Origin of the sequence: Amycolatopsis sp. VS8301801F10 (assembly GCF_046195355.1) — a bacterium.
In the GTDB taxonomy this organism is placed as follows: domain Bacteria; phylum Actinomycetota; class Actinomycetes; order Mycobacteriales; family Pseudonocardiaceae; genus Amycolatopsis.
The window spans coordinates 4,937,200-4,957,545 of record NZ_CP176065.1 but is presented as its reverse complement, the minus strand read 5'-3'; the positions used below and the strand labels follow the sequence as shown (position 1 = coordinate 4,957,545).

At 70.8% G+C, this 20,346-nt stretch carries 17 protein-coding genes and 1 pseudogene; 7 read left to right on the top strand and 11 right to left on the bottom strand.

Translation table 11 applies throughout. The features are described from left to right. The first annotated feature begins 14 nt into the window (after positions 1 to 14). Together F9C11_RS23560 and F9C11_RS23555 are read left to right on the top strand one after the other, a co-directional pair. Entirely contained in the window at positions 15 to 887 is an 873-nt protein-coding gene (locus F9C11_RS23560; RefSeq protein ID WP_409179524.1) for a CoA transferase subunit A, read from the top strand. After that, positions 884 to 1,654 (top strand): CoA-transferase subunit beta, encoded by a 771-nt coding sequence (locus F9C11_RS23555; protein WP_409179523.1) that lies wholly within the window; start codon positions 884 to 886, stop codon positions 1,652 to 1,654. The genes F9C11_RS23560 and F9C11_RS23555 overlap by 4 nt, the downstream gene beginning before the upstream one ends. A 5-nt stretch (positions 1,655 to 1,659) precedes the next feature. Here the strand turns inward: F9C11_RS23555 and F9C11_RS23550 are convergent, their stop codons facing one another. Further along, positions 1,660 to 2,271: a TetR/AcrR family transcriptional regulator gene (locus F9C11_RS23550; RefSeq protein ID WP_409179522.1), complete on the bottom strand. Its 612-nt coding sequence runs from the start codon at positions 2,269 to 2,271 to the stop codon at positions 1,660 to 1,662. Between the two features lie 91 nt (positions 2,272 to 2,362). On the opposite strand from F9C11_RS23550, the gene F9C11_RS23545 reads away from it, so the two are divergent. Beyond that, entirely contained in the window at positions 2,363 to 3,916 is a 1,554-nt protein-coding gene (locus F9C11_RS23545; RefSeq protein ID WP_409186960.1) for an AMP-binding protein, read from the top strand. 166 nt (positions 3,917 to 4,082) lie between these two features. Here F9C11_RS23545 and F9C11_RS23540 read toward each other — a convergent pair whose 3' ends face one another. The 8 genes from F9C11_RS23540 to F9C11_RS23505 all read right to left on the bottom strand — a co-directional run bounded on the left by F9C11_RS23540 (position 4,083) and on the right by F9C11_RS23505 (position 11,901). Next, complete coding sequence (locus F9C11_RS23540) at positions 4,083 to 4,532, bottom strand: NUDIX hydrolase (RefSeq protein ID WP_409179521.1); 450 nt, start codon at positions 4,530 to 4,532, stop codon at positions 4,083 to 4,085. Positions 4,533 to 4,576: 44 nt separating this feature from the next. Next, positions 4,577 to 5,782, bottom strand: a complete 1,206-nt coding sequence (locus F9C11_RS23535; RefSeq protein ID WP_409179520.1) for an acetyl-CoA C-acetyltransferase — start codon at positions 5,780 to 5,782, stop codon at positions 4,577 to 4,579. A gap of 13 nt (positions 5,783 to 5,795) precedes the next feature. Further along, positions 5,796 to 6,566 carry an SDR family oxidoreductase gene (locus F9C11_RS23530; protein WP_409179519.1) on the bottom strand — a complete coding sequence of 257 codons (771 nt, stop codon included), beginning with the start codon at positions 6,564 to 6,566 and terminating at the stop codon, positions 5,796 to 5,798. 249 nt (positions 6,567 to 6,815) lie between these two features. Continuing rightward, complete coding sequence (locus tag F9C11_RS23525; protein ID WP_409179518.1) at positions 6,816 to 8,048, bottom strand: NADH:flavin oxidoreductase; 1,233 nt, start codon at positions 8,046 to 8,048, stop codon at positions 6,816 to 6,818. 864 nt (positions 8,049 to 8,912) lie between these two features. Beyond that, positions 8,913 to 9,674, bottom strand: coding sequence for an SDR family NAD(P)-dependent oxidoreductase (locus F9C11_RS23520; RefSeq protein ID WP_409179517.1), 762 nt, complete (start codon positions 9,672 to 9,674; stop codon positions 8,913 to 8,915). Further along, positions 9,671 to 10,315: a PaaI family thioesterase gene (locus F9C11_RS23515; RefSeq protein WP_409179516.1), complete on the bottom strand. Its 645-nt coding sequence runs from the start codon at positions 10,313 to 10,315 to the stop codon at positions 9,671 to 9,673. Before F9C11_RS23515 ends, F9C11_RS23520 begins: the two co-directional genes overlap by 4 nt. Further along, a complete protein-coding gene (locus F9C11_RS23510) occupies positions 10,315 to 11,088 on the bottom strand; it encodes an SDR family oxidoreductase (RefSeq protein ID WP_409179515.1) in 774 nt (257 codons plus the stop codon). The genes F9C11_RS23515 and F9C11_RS23510 overlap by 1 nt, the downstream gene beginning before the upstream one ends. 183 nt (positions 11,089 to 11,271) lie before the next feature. After that, positions 11,272 to 11,901 (bottom strand): TetR/AcrR family transcriptional regulator, encoded by a 630-nt coding sequence (locus F9C11_RS23505; protein ID WP_409179514.1) that lies wholly within the window; start codon positions 11,899 to 11,901, stop codon positions 11,272 to 11,274. Positions 11,902 to 11,969: 68 nt separating this feature from the next. On the opposite strand from F9C11_RS23505, the pseudogene F9C11_RS23500 reads away from it, so the two are divergent. Continuing rightward, positions 11,970 to 12,947: pseudogene (locus F9C11_RS23500) on the top strand (FAD-binding protein); the annotation flags it as partial. A 158-nt stretch (positions 12,948 to 13,105) separates the two neighbouring features. On the opposite strand, the gene F9C11_RS23495 reads toward F9C11_RS23500, so the two are convergent. Next, positions 13,106 to 14,404 (bottom strand): NAD(P)/FAD-dependent oxidoreductase, encoded by a 1,299-nt coding sequence (locus tag F9C11_RS23495; protein WP_409179513.1) that lies wholly within the window; start codon positions 14,402 to 14,404, stop codon positions 13,106 to 13,108. Positions 14,405 to 14,703: 299 nt separating this feature from the next. Between F9C11_RS23495 and F9C11_RS23490 the strand changes: the two genes are divergently transcribed. Next, the gene (locus tag F9C11_RS23490) at positions 14,704 to 15,966 is read left to right on the top strand and encodes a PucR family transcriptional regulator (RefSeq protein ID WP_409179512.1); all 1,263 of its coding nucleotides are present in this window, start codon (positions 14,704 to 14,706) and stop codon (positions 15,964 to 15,966) included. 166 nt (positions 15,967 to 16,132) lie between these two features. Here the strand turns inward: F9C11_RS23490 and F9C11_RS23485 are convergent, their stop codons facing one another. Continuing rightward, a complete protein-coding gene (locus F9C11_RS23485; RefSeq protein ID WP_409179511.1) occupies positions 16,133 to 18,211 on the bottom strand; it encodes a prolyl oligopeptidase family serine peptidase in 2,079 nt (692 codons plus the stop codon). A gap of 252 nt (positions 18,212 to 18,463) precedes the next feature. On the opposite strand from F9C11_RS23485, the gene F9C11_RS23480 reads away from it, so the two are divergent. Both F9C11_RS23480 and F9C11_RS23475 read left to right on the top strand, forming a co-directional pair. Then, positions 18,464 to 18,928, top strand: coding sequence for an SRPBCC family protein (locus tag F9C11_RS23480; protein ID WP_409179510.1), 465 nt, complete (start codon positions 18,464 to 18,466; stop codon positions 18,926 to 18,928). Next, positions 18,918 to 20,330, top strand: a complete 1,413-nt coding sequence (locus tag F9C11_RS23475) for an MFS transporter (protein ID WP_409179509.1) — start codon at positions 18,918 to 18,920, stop codon at positions 20,328 to 20,330. The genes F9C11_RS23480 and F9C11_RS23475 overlap by 11 nt, the downstream gene beginning before the upstream one ends. Positions 20,331 to 20,346: the final 16 nt, after the last annotated feature.

The window sequence follows — 20,346 nt, the reverse complement described above, 5'->3', positions numbered from 1 at the left end:
CAATGGAGGAACGAATGGGCGGCAAGTCCATGTCCCTGGACGGCGTCACCGAGTACGTCCGGTCCGGAATGACCGTCGGGATCGGCGGATGGGGGTCGCGGCGCAAGCCGATGGCGATGGTGCGCGAACTGCTGCGCAGCGACGTCGAGGACCTCACGCTGGTCACCTTCGGCGGGCCCGAGGTCGGGCTGCTGTGCGCGGCGGGCAAGGTGCGCCGGGTGGTCTACGGGTTCGTCTCGCTCGACACGATCCCTCTCGACCCGCATTTCCGCGCCGCGCGCGAGGGCGGCCGGGTCGAGACGACCGAGTACGACGAGGGCATGTTCGTCGCGGCGCTGAAGGCGGGCGCCAACCGGCTGTCGTTCCTGCCGACGCGGGCCGGGCTGGAAAGCGACGTGGTGCTGATGAACCCGGAGCTGAAGACGGTCGCGTCGCCCTATGACGACGACGTGTACATCGCGGTGCCCGCGGTCCGCCCGGACGTCTCGCTGCTGCATCTCAACCGCTCCGACAGCCTCGGCAACGGCCAGTTCCTCGGCCCGGACCCGTACTTCGACGACCTGTTCGCGATGGCGTCGGACAAAACCCTGCTGAGTGTCGAGAAAATCGTGGACACCGAGGACCTCACCGCCACCGAGCGGTCGACGTCGCTGCTGATCAGCCGGATGTTCGTGAACGGCGTGATCGAGGCGCCGAACGGCGCGCATTTCACCTCGTGCGACCCGGATTACGGCCGCGACGAGGCGTTCCAGCGGCATTACGCGCAATCGGCGCAGGACGAGGAATCGTGGCAGCGCTTCCGCGAGACCTACCTGGCCGGCGACGAGGCCAGTTACCACGAAGCAGTGCGCGCCTTCCACCGCTCGACCGAGAAGGAGTCCGCATGAGTGCGCCCGCGACCCGCGCCGAGGTCTGCATCGCCGCCTGCTCCGACGCGTGGCGCGGTTCCGGCGAGGTGCTGGCCCACGCGGTCGGCACGGTCCCGGCGATCAGCGCGCGGCTGGCCCGGCTCACCCACTCCCCCGAACTGGTGCTGTCCGACGGCGAATGCCACTTCATGGCCGACCCGCCGCCGCTGGGCGCGACCGCGGCGGCCGGCGGGACCGTCGAGAGCTGGGCCCCGTTCGGCCGGATCTTCGACATCCTCAACACCGGGCGGCGGCATTCGATGATGGGCGCGAGCCAGATCGACCGGTTCGGCAACCAGAACATCTCGCTGATCGGCGACTGGCGGAAGCCGAAACGCCAGCTGATCGGCATGCGCGGCGCGCCGGGGAACACCGTCAACCACCGCACCGACTACTGGGTGAGCCGGCATTCGAGCCGGGTGTTCGTGGACCGCGTGGACGTGGTCTCCGGGGTCGGCAACGACCGGGCCCGCGCGCATCCGTCGACCTCGCTGCGGTTCCACGACCTCGGCGTCGTGGTGACCGACCTGGCGGTGCTCGACTACGACGAGGACGGACGGCTGAAGGTGCGCTCGCTGCACCCCGGCGTCACCGAGGACGAGGTGCGCGCGAACACCGGCTTCGAGCTGGACTTCAGCGGAGCCGGGGTGTCGCGGACGCCGGACGAGCGCGAACTGGAGCTGATCCGCACCGTGCTCGACCCGAAGAACGCCCGGGACCGGGAGGTCAAGGAGCCCCGGCCCTGAACCGGTCAGCCGGCGAGCAGGCCGCCGTACAGCATCGCGAGGTACTGCTCCGCCACGACGTCGTGGCGGAGCTTCCCGCGCGGGTTGTACCAGCGGACCGACGACCAGACGGTGTCCCGGATGAACCGGTACACCAGGCTCGTCTCGAGGTCGTCGCGGAAGTCGCCGGTCTCCCGGCCCGCCTGGAGCACGCCGAGCCACAGTTTTTCGATCTTCAGCGACGTTTTCCCGACGAATTCGAAATCGGCGAGGCTGCCGACGACGGCCGATTCGTTCTGGTAGAGCGCCACCGCGAACGGCCGCTCGTGAATCGTCGCGAAAGCGGTGTGCACCAGCGCGTCGAACTGCTCGCGCGGCGTGCCGTCCTTCCCGGCGATCTCGGTGAACGCGGCCAGCAGGCCGTCCATGAACTCCTTGAGGATCTCGCGGAGCATGTCCTCCTTGGACGCGAAATGGTGGTACAGGCTCCCGGACAGGATGCCCGCCTCGTCGGCGATGTCGCGGACGGTGGTCTGGGAGTAGCCCCGGGTCGCGAACAGCTGAGCGGCGATGCCCAGCAGCTCGCCGCGCCGGGTGCCGCCGTTCTTGGCCGGGGCCCGGCCGGTTCGCGGAGTCATCGCATGGATCCCTTCCTGCCCGCTGCTTTCCCCTATGCTACCGAACAAGCACTTGTTCAGTGAGGAGACCCGCGTGTCGACACCTCGCACGATGCCCGCTCTGCTCGACGAAGCCGCCCGCCGCCACGGCGCCGCTCCGGCTGTGGTCGACGGTACGACACAGCTGTCCTGGACCGGATTGCGGGAGCGGGTACGCACCGTTTCCCGCGCGCTGGCGGCGGTCGGAGTCCAGTCCGGCGACCGGGTCGCGGTGTGGTCGCCGAACCGGGTGGAGTTCATCCTGACGTTCCTGGGCGCGCAGTGCCTCGGCGCGGCGCTGGTGCCGATCAACACCCGGTACCGCGGCGAGGAGGCGCGGGTGGTGCTGGAGCGGTCCGGCGCGTCGGTGCTGGTGCTGTGCAACGGGTTTCTCGGCAACGACTACCTCGGGATGCTGACCTCGGCCGCCTCCCGTCCGGGTGGCTCCGGCGCTTCTGGGGCAGTACCTGGCCTTCCGCGGCTGCACACCGTGGTCGACCTTGGTTCCGACGGGGTCGCGTTGCCGTGGGACGAATTCCTCGCCCGGGCGGAGTCGGTGCCGCCTGTCGACGAATCCGTGGTGACGCCTTCCACTGTGGCGGACATTCTGTACACCTCGGGCACCACCGGCGTGCCCAAGGGCGTGATGAGCACGCACGCCCAGACGATCGGCGTCGCGGACGTGTGGGCGAAGGGCGCGTCGCTCACCCCGGCCGACAAGTACGCGATCGTCAACCCGTTCTTTCACTCCTTCGGCTACAAGGCCGGGGTGGTCGCGGCGATCACCGCGGGCACGACCGTCTACCCGGTGCCGACCTTCGACCCGGTCGCGTTGATGGAGCTGATCCAGCGCGTTGGCATCTCAGTGCTGCCCGGTGCTCCTACCATCTTCACTACGCTGATCAACCACCCGCGCCGCAAGGACTTCGACCTGTCGTCGCTGCGGTTCGCGATCGCCGGGGCGGCTTCGGTTCCGGAGAACCTGTTCTCGGACATGCGGGAGATCCTCGGCTTCGAGCAGGTCGCGCAGGCGTACGGGCTCACCGAATGCGTGGTGGCGACCCAATCGCGCCCGAACGAGGACCCCCGGCATGTCGCGCACACGACGGGCCCGGCGGTGCCCGGGCTGGAAATCCGGACAGTCGACAGCGAGGGCGAGGACGTCCCGGTCGGCGCCGACGGGGAAATCCTCATCCGGGGCGAGTTCGTGATGCTCGGCTACTTCGACGACCCGGAAGCGACCGCGGCGGCGATCGACGCCGACGGCTGGCTGCACACCGGCGACGTCGGGCAACTGGACGAGCACGGCTGCGTCAAGATCACCGGACGGCTCAAGGACATGTTCACCGTCGGCGGGTTCAACGTGTACCCGGCCGAGGTGGAGAACGTGCTGAGCACGCACCCGGACGTCGTGGAGGCCGCGGTGGTCGGCGTGGACGACGAACGGATGGGCTCGGTGGGCCGCGCGTACGTGACGCTGTGGGACGGGATCGAGCTGGACCCGGACGCGCTGCGCGAGTACTGCCGGGAACGGCTGGCGAACTTCAAAGTGCCGCGCGAATTCGTGGCGATCAAGGAACTGCCGCGCAACGCCAGCGGGAAGATCGTGAAGCGGGAGCTGGGGTGACCCGCCCGGTGTCAGGCCTGGACCACGGCGGGTTAGCTCCGCGTCCAGCGGGATCGAGGGCTGCCACCAACGGTATCGAGCTGGAACCGAAGGCACTGCGCGAGTACTGCCGGGAACGACTGGCGAACTTCAGGGTGCCGCGCAACGCCAGCGGAAACGCCCGGCGTCAAGCCTGGACCACGCGCCGAGCAAGCTCCGCGTCCAACGGGCTCATCCCGTCGTCCACCTGGTCCGACGGCCGCCACCAGCGGAACGCCAGCACCTCGTCGTTCGCGGTCAGCCGAGGCGGGTGCTGGAGACAGGTCTGGTAGACGGCGAGAAGTTCCCGGCGTTTCGGCCGGACGAGGTCGAATTCGGCGACGGCCGCGAAAGCCAGGTCGTGCGCGCGGATGCCGGTTTCCTCCCGAAGTTCCCGGATGGCGGTGCGGTGCGCGGTCTCCCCTGGCTCCCGCTTGCCGCCCGGCAGCTCCCACTGTCGTCGCCAGCTGTCGAACACCAGCAAGACTGCCCCTCCCCGCCGCACGACCACCACCGACGCGGCCGCCTGTTCCTCCGCGGCGAACCGGACGGCAAGCAGCACGTTGCCCGCGCGATCGCGGATCGGCAGTGCAGTCATGCTCCGATCCAACCGCGCGGGCCTCTTCCCCGCCGAGTGTGTTTTTAAGCTAGCCGCTCCAGCACCATCGCCATGCCCTGTCCGCCCGCCGCGCACATGGTCTCCAAGCCGAAGGTCGCGTCCTTCTCCTGGAGGCAGTGCAGCAGCGTCGTCGCCATCCGCGCGCCGGTTGAGCCGAATGGGTGACCCAGCGCGATCGCCCCGCCGTGCACGTTGACGCGGTCGAGGTCCAGGCCCAGCTGGTCGACGCACGGCAGCACCTGCGCGGCGAAGGCCTCGTTCATCTCGACCAGGTCGATGTCCCGAACCGACAGTCCCGCCCGCGCCAGCGCCTGCTGGCTCGCTTCGACCGGCCCGAGTCCCATGATTTCCGGGCTCAACGCCGACACTCCCGTGGCGACGATCCGCGCCAGCGGCTGGATGCCCAGCTCACGCGCCCGGACATCGCTCATCACCACGAGCGCGGCCGCCCCGTCGTTGAGCGGGCAGCAGTTTGCCGCGGTAACCGTCCCGTCTGGTCGGAACACCGGCTTGAGTTGAGATATCTTCTCCAGCGTCACGCCCGCCCGCGGACCGTCGTCGGCGGACACCACGCTGCCGTCCGGCAAGGTCACCGGAGTGATGTCCTGCCGCCAGAACTCCCCCGCCGCCTCGGCAAGATTCTGGCTGCGCACCGCGAACGCGTCTTGGTCCTTTCGGGACACTCCACAATGGTCTGCGACATTCTCCGCGGTCTCGCCCATCGCAATGTAGACATCCGGCAGCGCACCGTCTTTCCGCGGGTCTGTCCACTTCAGACCGCCAGCCGCCCGCTTCTCTGTCACGGCCATCGCGTCCGCGTACAGCGGGTTCTTCGTGTCCGGCATCCCGTCCGCTTTCCCTTGGGAGAACCGGGAAACGCACTCGACGCCCGCTGAAACGAACACGTCGCCTTCGCCGGCTCGGATCGCGTGCATGGCCATCCGCGTTGTCTGCAGCGAAGACGCGCAATAGCGGTGCACAGTGGTGCCGGGCACCGCGTCGAGGCCGAGCCGCAGCGCTACCATCCGGCCGAGGTTGTACGCCTGTTCCCCGGCCGGTTGCGCGCAGCCGAGCATCAGGTCGTCGATCCGCCCGACCTCCGGGACCGCGGCCAGCGCGGCTTCGACCATCTGCGCGGCGAGGTCGTCCGGCCGCAGGTCTTTGAGGGAGCCTTTATACGCCCGCCCGATCGGCGAGCGGGCGGCGGAGACGATCACGGCTTCGGGCACAGCAGGGTCCTCCTCAGGAGTTCGGGGTGTGCTGGAGGAAAGCGGGCCATTCGCCGCCCCCGTCCACATTGAGCACCGCTCCGCTGACGTGGCTGGCGAGCGGCGAGGCGAGCAGCAAACAGGCTTGCCCGACCTCGGCCGGGGACGCGAACTGTCCACGCGGGATCGTCCGGGCGACCGCGGCGCGCTGTGCTGGATCGCCGTAGTGGTCCTCGGAACCCGGCGTCTCGACCAACCCGCAACTGACCGCGTTGACCCGCACCCGCGGTGCCCACTCGACGGCCAAACTGGTGGTGAGACTCTCCAGCGCCGCCTTCGCCGCGCCGTACACCGCCGTGCCCGGGCTGGGCCGCCGCGCCGAGATCGACGTGACATTGACTGCCGACGCACCGGCCGTCTCAGCCAGAATCGGGTACGCCGAGTGGAGCACGTACGCCGCGGCCAGGAAGTTCAGGTCGTTGATCTTGCGATGAAACCGCGGCGAGGCCTCGGCGAACTGGGCGAACGGCGCGCCGCCTGCGTTGTTGACCACGACGTCGAGCCGCCCGTGCCGCTCGCCGATCCGCTCCAGCCACTCGCGGACCTGCTCCGGCTCCCGCACGTCGACCTGCGTGAACCGCGGCTTGCGCCCGTCCACCTCGCGCAGCTTCCCGGGTTCGGTGCGCCCGCAGATCTCGACCTCGGCCCCCGCTTCGAGGAACGTCGTCACGATGCCGTCGCCGACGCCACGAGCGCCGCCGGTGACGAGGACGACGCGACCGGTCAGGTCGAAGCTGACAGACATGCTGCTCCTTCTCGCCGGGAGCACTCAGCTTACCAAACAAATGCTAGGTTGAGAGCGAGGAGGTTTTCCCTGCCACGTGAAGCGATCCGGCGAGTCAGCATCGTCGCCGGGGGCGCGCCGGGATTGCCGGGGCGACCAGGTCGCCGCGTGCGGGGACCTGGTCGTGCTGAACGACATCGACGCTGCGTTGCCACGGCGGCTCGTGAGCGCTGATTCCGGTCAGAACCGGCGCCGCCGCTCACGAGCTATTCAGCCCACGTATCCCGCGGGCTTGCCCCAATCCGCACCCCGGGTCGTAGTCCGGTCCACCAGCACACACCGCGTCCCGGTGAAGTTCGTTGGCATGCATTTGTTGCAGTGGATGCACAAGGACGGCGTCGCCGGCTCGGCCGCGATGCGGTTCACCAGGTCCGGCTCGCGCAGCAACGCGCGCCCCATCGCGACGTACTGGAACCCTTCCCGCATCGCCAGATCCATCGACGCGCGGCCGGTGATCCCGCCGAGCAGCACCATCGGCAGCTTCACCGCGGCCCGGATCTGGCGCGCGTCTTCAAGCAAGAATGCGTCCCGATAAGGGTATTCGCGGATAAAGCGCTTCCCCATCGCCTGAACGCCCAGCTTCAGCGGCTGCGGCAGCACCGCGGCGAACTCGCGGACCGGGGCGTCGCCCTTGAAGAGGTACATCGGGTTGAGCAGCGACGAACCGGCAGTCATCTCGAGCGCGTCGCAAGTACCGTCGGCTTCCAGCCACTGCGTCACCGGGATCGCCTCGTCGAGCCAGAACCCGCCGGGAGCACCGTCGTCCATGTTCATTTTGACGATCACCGCGATCCGGTCGCCGACCGCGTCGCGCACCGCGCGCATCGTGTCGCGCGCGAGCCGGGCGCGGTTTTCCAGCGAGCCGCCGTATTCGTCGGTGCGGTGGTTGAGTTTCGGACTCAGGAAGGAGCTGATCAGATAGTTGTGTCCTAAGTGGACCTCAATCGCGTCGAAGCCGCATTCGACGGCGCGCAAGGCAGCTTCGGCGTGGGCGCGTTTGACGCGTTCGATGCCGACGTGGTCGATTTGCTGGGCGAAACTGAGCGTCGTCTTGTGGAAATACCGGCTCGGCGCGAGCGCGGGAAGCCCGTTGCCCTTAGGGTTCGCGACCGGCCCGCCGTGCCCGATCTGCGCCGAGACCGCCGCGCCCTCGGCGTGCACCGCGTCGGTGAGCACGCGCAGTCCGGGCAGGGCTTCGTCGGCCCAATAGATCTGATGCCGGTCGGTGCGGCCTTCCTTGGCGACCGCGCAATAGGCGACCGTCGTCATCCCGACGCCGCCTTTCGCGTAACCGACGTGGAAATCGACCAGATCCCGGGTGACCCGGCCGTGATGGCTGAGCCCCTCGTAGGTCGCCGCCTTGACAACGCGATTGCGCAACCGCACCGGCCCGAGCCGGGCGGGAGCCAGCGGGTCGGGCGGGGTGGAGGTCGTGGAAGTCACGGTGCCACGGTAGGAAACGGAGCCCGCGGCCCGCTCCGCCGATCTCGGTGACCGGGAGGCGAGGACGGGTGGGCGCGGCAACGCTCGGCCCGGGCGCGGAGACTCCAGTTCAGCTGTTCGCGCTCAGGAGGGAAACCGCTGCGTCTGGCCTCATCCTCGATACCACGCCGACGCCTTCACCGGCCCCACCGCCGTCGCCGCGCGCCTCAAGGAAGCGTCCGAGACGGACGAGCCGGCGGATTACGCGAACAGGATCAATCTGGAGATCCTCGGCCAGCTCGCGCCCATCAGCACCCCGCCGGTCGTGCGGAAGTCCGGGAAATCGAACGGGGCCGGTTTCCTCGACATGGCGGCCGAGTTCCTCGCAGAGTTTGGCCGTTTGCCGCGGCGCGGCCAGGCACGCCGGATGCGGGTCGACCCGGTCCGGGCGTGCGTCGCCAGCCGATGCGGAGACGCCCGGGGCCGCGGCTGGGAAGGTGCCGTTCGGGGTCGGGGCGGCGAAGGCTTCCCCCGGGAGGGGTCCGGCGATCGCGTCCAGCAGCGCTGCGCTGTCCCGGACTGTCGTGGTCACTGCGTGGGCGACCGAAACCGGCGCGTCGGCAGCGGCGGATCAGCTCGCTGTCCACATTGGACTCAGCCGAGGCGGACAACCGGCTGTTGCGGGGAGACCGGCGGCCTCGGTGCCGATCTCGGCGAGGGCGGTTTCGAAGCGACGGCCGACGACAGCGTTGAGCCGAGGATTCGTCTCCTCGATGCGGGCGATCGCCTGTTCGGCGGCCCCCGTGCGGACAGTTCGCCGCGGCGGATGGCGGCGGCAGGGCCAAGGGCGGAAAGGATGGGCACAGCGAGATCTCCTCGGAAGGCTCAGCCGAAGAAGGCTTGACCGCCGTCGAGCGGCACGGTGGCCCCGGTCAGGTAGCGCAGATCGGAGCCGACCAGCGCGACGACGGCGCGGCCGATGTCCTCCTCGCACTCCCCGATCCGGCCCATCGGAATGGTCGCGACGAATTCGGCGGCCTCTTCGGGATGGTGCTCGGTCCACCATTTCAGCCCGGGCGACAACGCGTGCGGCGCGATCGCGTTTACCCGGATCCCGTCGCGCGCCCACTCCACGGCGGCGGTGCGCGACAGCGAGCGCAGGGCTTGTTTCGCCGCGGCATAAGCACCGTAGGTGGTGGGATCCCAACGCACCATCGCTGAGGTGACCAGGTTGACGATCGAACCGTCGCCGGTCGCCTTCAAATGCGGATGGGCGGCTTTCATGAACGCGAACGCGGCGAACGGGCCGGTTTCGAAACCGCGCCGGAAATCGTCCTCGCTCATTTTCAGCAACGGCCCGAAGGCGCCGGAGTACGCATTGTTGACCAGAATGTCCAAGCGGCCGAACCGCGAAACGGCCTCGTCGACGACGCCGGGAATCGACGCGGTGTCCGCGACATCGCATGCGAACGGTTCCGCGGACGCGCCCCGCTCGCGCAGGAGACGACAGGTCTCGTCCAGCTTGGCGCGCGTGCGGCCGACGACCGCGACCGACGCCCCCTCTCCTGCCAGCGCCAATGCGATTCCTTGCCCGACGCCTTGTCCGGCGCCGGTCACCAGGGCCACCCGGCCCGCGAGCGTGTTCATCGGCCTCCTTCGTCCTGGGCGACCGGCCGGGCGAGGTGTTTCGCCACGAAAATGCCGTCCGCGGAAACGCAGACCCGGCCGTCGGCGAGTATTTCGCCGGTCGTGTGAATACGGCGGCCTTCGCTGGATTCCTGGCGTGCGTGAATCGTCAGTTCCTCGAACAGCGGGGTCGTCCGGTGGTACCGGACGCTGAGCGTGCCGGTCATCCCGTCCGGCCCGGGACCCCAGCTGTTCGCGACGCCGAGCGCGTGATCCAGCAGCAGTGCGGAAATCCCGCCGTGCACGCAGCCCGGCGGACCTTGATAAGGCAAGCCGAGCGTCACCGTTCCGGCGACCGAACCGTCCGGCAGGCCGTGCAGGCGCAGCGGCGGCGCGAGAGCGTTTTCCGGGCCGGTGACCGGATCGTGCCGCGGTCGCCCGGCCCACATTCCGGCGAATCGTTCCTGCCGCTCCGGCGCGTGTTCTTCGAGCTGGGCGGCGATCCGGTCGAGTTCGCGGGCGATGTCCGTCATCGGCGCGGCGCTGTCCGCGCCCGCGTGCAGCAGTGCGCTGACCACCCGGCGCGCCGCCGCGACGGCAGCGTCGATGCCGTCGTCATCGGGCATGGGCGACAACGGGACGTTCTCGGCGTAGGTCGTCATCAGTAGTGCGCCGCCGGGCGGAGAGTCGCTTCGGCGCCGCCGTCGACGTAAACGACCTGGCCGGTGATGTGCGTGGTCGCGGCGTCCGCGAAATAGGCCAGGACTCGCGCGACGTCCTCCGCGGCCGCGTAACCGTGCAGCGGCATCGGGACTGCTTTGTCCATCACGGCTTTCCTCTTCGGGTCCGCGAAAAGCTCGTCGGTCATCGGCGTCCGCACCACCCCGGGTGCGACCACGTTGACCGCGATTCCCGCGTCGGCCCAGCCTGGCGAGACGGACGTCCGGCGCGCCCATTGCGCGATCGCGGACTTCGAGGACGGGTACAGCTGGAGCGCGCGATTGCCGGCGATCGCCGCGCGGGCGGCGGTCAGCGCGGCTTGCTCGTCGCCGCGCAGGCAGGCGTCGACCACCGCGGGATCGTTCGGCTGGGTGCCGGAGATCGAGCCGACCAGGACCACCCGCGGCGCCGCGGATTTCGCGAGCAACGGCTGGAGTGCGTCGACGAACTCGGTGCTGCCGAAGTAGTTCACCGTGACCATGGCTTCGCCCGGATTCGCCGTGCCGGCGCAGGTGATCACCGCGTCGACGTGCCCGGTGCGCTTGCCGATGTCCTCGGCGGCAGCGGCCCGGCCCCGCGGCGTCGAGAGGTCCGCGTCCACGTCGCTGCCCGCGAGGTCGACGCCGAGAACCTGGTCGCCGCGCTCGGCGAGGAGACCGCTGAGCGCCGCCCCGATCCCCGAACTCGCTCCGGTGACGACGACAGTGCGCGGCATGACGGCCTCCTGAGGTGGGTTCCGGGAACGGCCGCGACGCTACGGGGACCTCCGCGCGCGCGGCGGGCTGATCCCGGTCACCGGGAGAAACTGGCCGGTCTGACATACCAGCGCTCCGGACTGCCACGTCACCTCGAGCACCTGGTCGCCGAGCGAGCCGCCCGGCCTGGGCGGTGTGAAGTCTCAACCGGCCCGGACTGGTCGGTCAGCGGGCCGGCCCAGTTCGGCCAGCAGCAGCCGGCACGCCAGCACGGTGTCCGCCTCGGCCTCTTCCGCGGTGATGTGCCCGTTCAGCTGCGAAGTCAGCACGCCGTACCAGGTCTGCTCGACCAGCCGGACCAGCCGGCGGTCGTGGCCGCTGGGCTCGGCTACCCCGGCGACGCGCAGGATCAGGTCGCCGAACGCGACCGTCGCGGCCATGTTCGGCGACTCCCCCGCGACCGTCGCGTTGTTCGACTGCAGCATCGCCTGCGCGAGCCGCGGCCGCTCCAGCAGCCGGCGGGCGGCGTCGACCAGCACGCGCGCGACCGCCTCGGCCGGTTCCTGGCCGGGTCCGACCGGGACGCTGGTGCGGTCCAGCTGCTCGACCTGGCTGTGCAGCAGCGCGGTGAACAGGACCGTCTTGGACGGGAAGTACCGGTAGAGCGTGGCGATGGCGACCCCGGCGTCGCGGGCGACGTCGAGCATCTGGATCCGGTCGAGGCCGTGCTCGGCGCCGTGGTCCGCGGCCGCTCGCAGGATGCGCCGGTAGCGCTCCCGCTGCGCGGGCGAACTCGGCGTGGCCGGCGCCCGGTTTTCGGCGACTCTCGGCACCGCGACTCCTCCGCTCGTGATCAGGCCATTCTCGCGCACGATCCTCCCACCGGGCGCCGCCGCTGCCGGTGAGCGGGACGACCGCGGCCGGACGCGGTGGGCTCGCTGGGTCGCGACGACTTGGCTTCGGAGACCAGTTCGACGTGGTGGCGGCCGGGTCCGGCGCGGGTGCGCTGACCGGCGCGTACCTCGCGGCCCGGGCCGGGCTGCGCACCGCGGCGGTCGAGGGCGCGGACCGGCTCGGCGGGACGTCGGCGTACTCCGGCACGTCCTGCTGGCTGCCCGGCACGCAGGTGCAGCAGCGCTTCGGCGTCGCGGATTCCACCGCCGCCGCGCGCGAGTACCTGCGCGCGCTGCACGGCGAGGACCGGACCGTGCGGCAGGAGGCCGTTCCTGGAGAAGGCCCCCCGGAGCTGGTCGCGACGCTGGAGGCGGACCCGGCGCTCGAGTTCGAGTGGCGGGCGTTCCCGGACTGCTTCGACCGGCCGGGCCGGGTCCCCGGCGGACGTTCGTTCGTGCCGGTCGGCCTGCCGCGGTCCGAGCCGGGCGAACGCGCGGAGCTGGTGCCCGCGCCCGCGACGGGCGGCGGTACGCGAACGAGTCCCTGCCATACGACCAGAGGGGCCGTGAGATGGCAGCACCCGGCGCGGCGGATCCCCTCGCACCTCGTGTTCGACAGCCGGGAGGGCGGCCGCGGTGCCCGGCGGACGGCCGGACGACCGCTTGGCGGCCGGCACGTGGGCGGATGCGGACACGCTCGTGGAGCTGGCGAAGTTGATCGACGCTCCGGAGCTGCCGGAGACGGTCGCCCGGTTCGATTCTTTCGCCGAGGCGGGGCACGACCCGGGATTCGGCCGGGGCGAGGACGAATACGCGCGGCATGCCGCGAATCCGGTGCCGGTTCCGGTGGATCGCCCGCCGTTCCGCGCCGCTCGGCTGGTGCTGCCGGACCTGGGCATGAAGGGCGGACTGGTCACCGAGCCGGTCCGGACGCGCGAGTGCTGCGCGAGGACGGTTCAGTGGTCGAAGGTCTTTACGCGGCCGGGAATTCGGCGGCTTCGATGACCGGGCGGTACTGCCCGGGCCCGGGAATTCCCCTGGGCACGGCGATGGCTTCGCGGCCCGAGCGGTCGACGAGGTGGGGGCACGGGCCGGAAAACAGCCGGATTGCCGCGCAGCCCCACGCCGCCGCGGGCCAGGCGCGTCAACCGAGCACCGTGCCCGAGCTTTCCGTGTTGCGAGGGCGTTTGCGAGAGAAGGCCGAGAGGTCGATCTCCAGCCCGGTGTGTTCGCCGACGTACCGCGCCGGCCGCGCGTCGTGGTCCGTGCCGTTCTCGGTCTGTTCGATGATCGCGGCCAGGAACTTGCCGACGATCGGGGCGTTTTTGAACTGGTTGCCGCTGGTGCCCATGGCGACGTAGAACCCGTCGAGCCCGGTGCGGTCGTAGATGGGGGTCCAGTCGTCGGCGACGTCGTAGACCCCCACGACCCCCCGCGCCCGGTTCGGGACCGTCAGCCCGGGCAGCCGCCGGGCGGCGCGGGTCACTTGCGCCTCGAACACCGCCATGGTCGGGTGCGTCGCGACCGCGTCCGGGTCGTCCGCCCACTGCAGCGGATCGCACTCCGGTTCCGTGCCGCCGACGAGCAGCCCGCCGCCGGGCTCGCCGCGCAGATACGTGCCCAGGTCCATGTCCGCCACCGAAATCCCGGCCCCGGAACCGGCTTGATACCCCGGCGGCGCCGCCACGTGCGCGACCTCCTGGCGCAAGGGCCGGCACGACACCGTGAAATCCGCGCCGACCCCGGCCAGTTCGTTGACGCGCGTCGACCACGGGCCGGCGGCGTTGACCACCACGGCACACGGAATCCGGGTCCCGTCGCCCAGCACCGCCGCACTCACGCGGCCATCGGCCCGCTCGACGCCGCACACGGTCGTGCGGAAGCGGAACTCCGCGCCGTGGAACCGCGCGGCGGCGGCCAGGTTCTGCGCGGCCAGCGCCGGATCGGTCACGAATCCCGCGTCGGGCGTGTACACCGCGCCCAGCGCGGACTCCGCGTCCGCCCAGAACCGGTTGTCGTCAAGGCGTTTCGGCGGCCAGTAACTGCCGACGTCGATACCCGGTATCCGTTCCGCGAGCTCCGCGCTCGACCACTCCTCGAACGGAACCCCGGCCTCTTTGAACAGCGGCACATACGCCGACCGCGGCGCGGCAGGAACGTCCAGCATCGCCAGCCCGCACCGCTCGAACCGGGCCAGCTGCCCGACGTCGCAACCGAGGTGCTCCGCCCACGCCCGCCAGGCGAAATGCGCCTCCCAGGCCGCGGAAACCCCGGCCAGCGTGGAAAAATTGAACCGCACCACCGCACTCGAAGCGGCCGTGGAACCGTGCCCCGGCGCCCCGGCCTTGTCGACGACCGTCACGCGCCACCCGCGCCTGCCGAGTTCCAGCGCGACCGAAGCACCGACAACGCCCGAACCGATCACCACGACATCGGCGGCCATGGAACCCCACTCCCCTCACGGAAACCCGTGCGCCACGCCGAGCACGCACGATGACCCGGCCATTGTCGGCAGGCGCGGAGTCGCGCGGCATCAAGCATTCGCCGCATCTCCGCGCGCGAAACCGCGACCGCTGTCGACCCGCGGCGCTGCCTGGCCCCTGCGTCAGCCGGCCTGACCGGGCAGCCTGCACGCGTCATCTGTCGCGCCGGACCGCCGCCGGGTACGACAGGTGTCGCTTGTCCTCGAAGGCGTGATGGGAGAAAGTGGACACTGGCCCGTACCAGCGGAGGTAAGCGCGCATGGCTGATGAGCTGCAGGAGGTCGTGGACGCCCTGGCCGAGCGGCTCCAGCGGTCGGTGGCGATCGACGACCCGCAGATCCGGCTGCTCGCGGCGAGCCGCCATTTCGGCGACGAGGACACGACGCGGGTCTTCTCGGTGCTCAACCGCTCGCTCGACCCGCGGCTGCGCGAGCAGATCCTCGCCAAGGGCATCGCGCAGTGGACCAGCCCGGGCCTGGTGGTCGTGCAGAACGAAGGAACGCTGCCGCGGCTGTGCGTACCGATCCGCTGTGCCGGCCTGCTGCTCGGCTACCTGTGGCTCATCGACCCCGATGCCACGCTGACCGGGCACGACATGGAGAGCGCCCGGGAAGCCGCCGAACGCGCCGGTGTCGTGCTGTACCGGGACCTCATCGTGCACGAACGCACCCGGGCCCGGCACGAGGCGATCCTGTGGGAGCTGGTGGCCACCGACCCGGCCATCCGCTCGCAGGCGGTCGAGGACCTGCGTGCCGAGCAGCTGTTCCCCGCGACGGCCATGCACTTCCAGGTGCTCGGCGTGCAGCACCGGGGAGCCGAATCCCCGCAGACGGTGGCCATGGAGGCGGCGCTCGAGGACGCGCAGGACGCGATCGCGCAGTACTGCGGGGCACCGGGATCCGCGCTCGTCGCCGCGAACAAGTCCCGGGCCTGGTTGGTGATCGCCCAGCCGCGGCCGTTGTCGCGGCGCGAGACGGAGACCGTCTGCGACCGCCTCACCGCACGATTCGACCAGCTCACCCACCACGACGGGCGACTCGTGCTCGGCATCGGCGGTCCCGTCTCCCGGACCGAGGACATCGTCGAGTCGTACCGGCAGGCTTTCCTCGCGGTGCGCGCGGCACAGCTCGTCCCCTCCGTCGGACCGATCGCCCGCTGGGACGAGCTGGGCCCCTACGCGCTCCTGCTGAAAATGCCCGCCGAGGATCTGCTCGCCGCCGCGCGGGTGCCGGCGCTCGCCACCCTGGAACGCGAGGACGGCCAACGCGGACTCGTCGCGACGCTGGAGGCGTTCCTCGACAACGCGGGCGATGTCGCCCGTACCGCGGGCGAACTCAAGGTGCACCGGGCCACCCTGTACCACCGGCTCAAACGCATCGAAGCGATCACCGGATGCGACCTGAACCGAGGCGAAGACCGGCTCACCCTCCACTTGGGACTGAAACTGCGCACCCTGGCCGCCGCCTACCGCGACCAGACGGCTCCGGAGACCTCTTCCGCCGCGCTGCGCTCGGTGTCCTGACGCTCGGTGTCCTGACCCAGACCGCGCAAGCCGCTCCGAAACGCGGACCCTCGCCGCGGAGGCAGGACTGCGCACTTGCCGAACCACCAGGCGCGGCAGGGCATGCCGCCCAAGCGGATCTTCCAGCGGCGCCGCCGGAAACCGGCCACGGCACGACCTTCGGCAGCTAGTCGGCAGCTGGCGTCATCCCCAGATGGTCCATGACGAACGCGAGGATCTCCGCGTGGTGCTCGATGGCCTGCGCCCGCGTCGCCGGCAGGTGGCCGTAGTCCTTCCGGACCCGCAGCAGCGGCTTGTTCGCGGCGCTGGCCGCGCGCAGCCGCGCGGTGAAGACTCGGCCGTGGAACGGTTCGCAGCCGAAGTCGTGCTCCCCGAAAATCTGCAGCACAGCCGGATGCCGCACGCCGACGCGAACGTTGTGGTACGGGGAAAAGGCGGCGAGACGACGGGAGTCTTCGGGGTCCGTGACGTCTCCGTAGTCCTCGAGGAACGCCCCGCGCACTTCCTTGGCCGCGGGGTTGTCGGGGCTCTGGAACTCCAGCATGTCCAGCAGCGGCACATCGGCCACCACCGCGCCCCAGAGATCCGGCCGCCGCACGAGCGCGACGCCGGCGAGCATGCCGCCGTTGCTCTTGCCGTAGAAGGCGAGCCGACCGGGTTCGCTGACCCCGGTCGCGATCAGTTCGTCGGCGACGGCGAACAGGTCGTCGAAGGTGTTCTGCTTGTTGGCCAAGCGCCCGGCTTCGTACCACTCCCGGCCGTATTCGGCGCCCCCGCGGAGGTTCGCCTGCACGTACACGCCGCCCGCCGCGAGGAACGGCCCGACATTCCCGAGATAATGGGGCATCAGCGCCTGGTTGAAGCCGCCGTAGGCCTCGATGAAGGCCGGCTGCGGCTTGCTGCGGTCGAGATCGGGCCGGTGGACGACGAAGTACGGGATCCGGGTGCCGTCCCGGCTCGTGGCGAACGCGCGGTCGACGGTCAGCTCCGGAAAGGCGCGGCCGCTCTCGCTCAGCCGGACGAGTTCGTTCGTCTCGGGCAGGTAGCGGTAGTCCGCCGGCGCCTGCTGGAAAGTCTCGTGGGTGAACGTCAGCTCGGCGGAACGCTCGAAGCGGCGGGCGGCCATCGCGGTGGGCGAGGACCCGGAACCGGGCATCGGGACGGCCGCCTTCGCCTCGCCGGCCGCGCCGACCACCCGGAACTCGACCGCGATGTCCCGGATCTCGCAGACGACCAGGTCGTCGCCGAGCTTGCGGACGCACCGCAGGACCGCTTCGGACTCCGGCACCAGTTCGCGCCAGGTGCGCTCGTCGGCGGAGGTGGCGACGGGGACGGCGACCACTCTGCCGCGCGGGGCGTCGCCGGTGACCACCGCGACGTAGGTGTCCTCGTCGTACCACACGCCGTGGCACTCCCCGCGGTAGTCCGCGGGGAGGAAGGGCCGCCATTCGCCGGTGGCGCGGTCCAGGAGGCGGCAGGCGATCTGCTCGTGCTGCCCGGCGAGGGCGACGACCCGGGCGCCGTCCGGGGACACCTGCGCGGTCAGCGTGAAGGTGTTGTGCGGCAGCTGGTCGCAGGGGAACACGGTGTCGGCCTCCGCGGGGACGCCCGCGGTTACCGGGACGAAGCGCAGCCGGTGATCGCCGGTGTCCGTCCGGTCGGCCGTGTAGAACCCGGTACCGTCCGGCAGCCAGCCAGGAGTCGCGCCGGCGGCGACGTGGCGCGGCGCCTCGACCGGCAGCAGCTGGCCGTCGTCGGTGCGGACGACGTGCAGCGTGCCGATCGTCTGTCCCAGCGGGTAAGCGGCGAACACGACCCGTGCTCCGTCGGGGGCCGGTTCGTACCAGAGCAGCTGCGAGCCCTGGCCGAACGCGGGGTCGCGCGGGTCGACGAGAAGAGTGCGGGGGCCGTCCGCGGTTTCCGAGACCCACAGGCCCAGCGTCGGGTCGTCGGCGGCGACCGCGGCGAGCCGGAACCAGAACCGGCCCATCCGGCGCGGCGTCGTGGTCCCCCAGATCTCCGCGTTCGACGGCTGGTCCGCGACGGTCCGGCCGAGCTGGTCGCGGATCTCGCCGAAATGCTCCCAGCCGCGGAGCGCGGCCGTGGTGGCGGCGTTCTCCCGTTCCTGCCAGGCGAGCGTCTCCGGGGTGTTCTCCCGCAGCCAGCGGTTCTCGTCGGTGAACGTCACCGCCCCGACCGTCACGACCTGCTCGCTGGTCTTCCCGTCCGCCGTTTCCGTCGTCACCCGTGCTCCTCGGTTCTGCGTGGGCAAGGAACGCGCTCCGCGCCAATCGTGCGGTTCAGCTTAGGATTCGCCGTCGCTCGCGGCCGCAGGCAAGCGTTGCGACTCCGCGCCCGGGAACGCGACATCTGTCGCCCGCGCCAGATGTCGGACCGCCGCGCCGAACTGCCCGACGTTTGTCCAATTCTCCTCGGCGAGTCCGCATCGCAAGCTGAGTACCGGGTTCGCCGCCTTCGCCCTCACCTGGAGGTATTCATGTCCTCGCGCACGGTCGACCTCGTCACCCGCAACGTCGTCGAGATTCCCGCGGAACCGGCCGCGATCTGGCCGTTGCTGCTCGACCCGGACAGGTGGAAACAGGGGGCGAAACCGGTCTGGGAATCGGGCGAGCCGGGCGCCGTCGGGGAGGTCCGGGTCGCCCGAGAGGCGATCGACGGCGCCGAGTACCGCCTGGCCGTCGAGACGGTGGTGCTCGAACCGCCTTTCCGCAAGGTCGTGAAGCTGCTGACCGGCGCCCCGGACGATCCCGGGTGGGCCGCGTGGCAGCTCGTCCCGCTGGCCGGCTCGACGCTGGTGAGCTACGACGTCTACAGCAGGCACGAAATAGACGGCGGGACGACCGCGGACGACTACCGGGCGGCGAACCGGCTCCGCTTCGACGCCGAACTCGCCACGCTCAAGCGGCTGGTCGAGGAGGAGGTGGCGGGCGATGAAAAATGAAACCGTGGCGAGCGGCCTGCCGGTGCCGAGGGGCCGCACGCGATCGGTGAGCGCGTTGCTGGTCGGCGCCGTGCTCGTCTACGGCTTGCTCGAAGCCATGATCGTGCCCGCGCTGCCGCTCATTCAAGGCGGGATCGGCGCCACCCAGGCGGAAGCCGGGTGGATCATCTCGGCGATGGCGCTCGTCGGCGCGGTCGCGACGCCGGTCGTCAGCAGGCTCGCCGACATCCGCGACCGGCGGCGCGTTTTCCTCGGTGTGCTCGCGGTCGTCTTCGTGGGGATCGCGACCGCGGGGCTGGCCTCGTCGGTGCTGGTGTTCGCGATCGGCCAGGGGCTGCAAGGCGCCGGGGTCGGCCTGGTGCCGCTCGCGGTCGGCATCGTCCGCGACACCGAACCGCCCGAGCGGTTGCGCCGGACGAACGGCCTGTTCGTCGGAGGGCTGGCCGTCGCCAACGCGGCCGGGGTGCTGCTGGCCGGGCCGCTTCTCTCCGCGCTCCCGTACCAATGGCTGTACTGGACGGCGTTGATCGTGCTCGTTCCGCTGCTGGCGTTCGCGGTTGCCGTGATGCCCTCCTATCCGCCTTCGGTGCGCGGCAGGGTCGACTCCGCTGGCGCCGCCCTGCTCGGCCTCGGCGTGGTCGCGCTCCTGCTGGCCATCACGTTCGCCGCTTCGACCGGGTGGGCGTCGGCTCCCGTGCTCGGGCTGGGCGCGGCGGCGATCGTCGCGCTGGCGGGGTTCGTCCTCGTCGAGCGACGCGTCGCCGACCCTCTGGTGGACCTGCGGCTGGGCGGCTCCGCGGTGCTGATCGTGCACGTGACCGCGTTCGCCGCGGGAGTGTCCTCGGCGGTGCTGATGATCGCGGTGCCGAGGATCGCGGCGGCACCGGCGGCGACCGGGTACGGGCTGGGTTCGACCGCGGTCGCCACCGGGCTGATCATGTTCCCGCTCGGCGTGCTCGGCGCGATCTCCGCCCCGCTGACCGGCCGGCTGGAACGGCTGGTCGGGTCGCGCATGGTGATGGTGCTTTCCGGGGCGCTGCTGCTCGCGGCGGGACTGATCATGGTGAGCGGCCGGTCCAGCGCTTTCGTGCTCGCCGTCGGAGCCGGACTGGTCGGGGTGGCCATCGGCACCGGGCTCACGCAGGGCGTCAACATCATCGCGCTCACGCTTCCCGCCGACCGCGTCGCGAGCGTCACCGGGCTCGCTTACGTGCTGCGCGCCGTCGGCAACGCGGTCGGCGCCCAATTGGCCGCCACCGTCATGGCCCTCGACCTGCTTCCGGGCACCCAGCTGCCCACCTGGAACGCCATCACGTGGGTCTTCCTCGGCGCGGGCGCGGTAGGAGCGCTCGTGGCAGCGGTGTCTTTCCGGCTCCCCGCGCGGCTGACCGCCGCACACTGAAACCGCGCGCATCCGT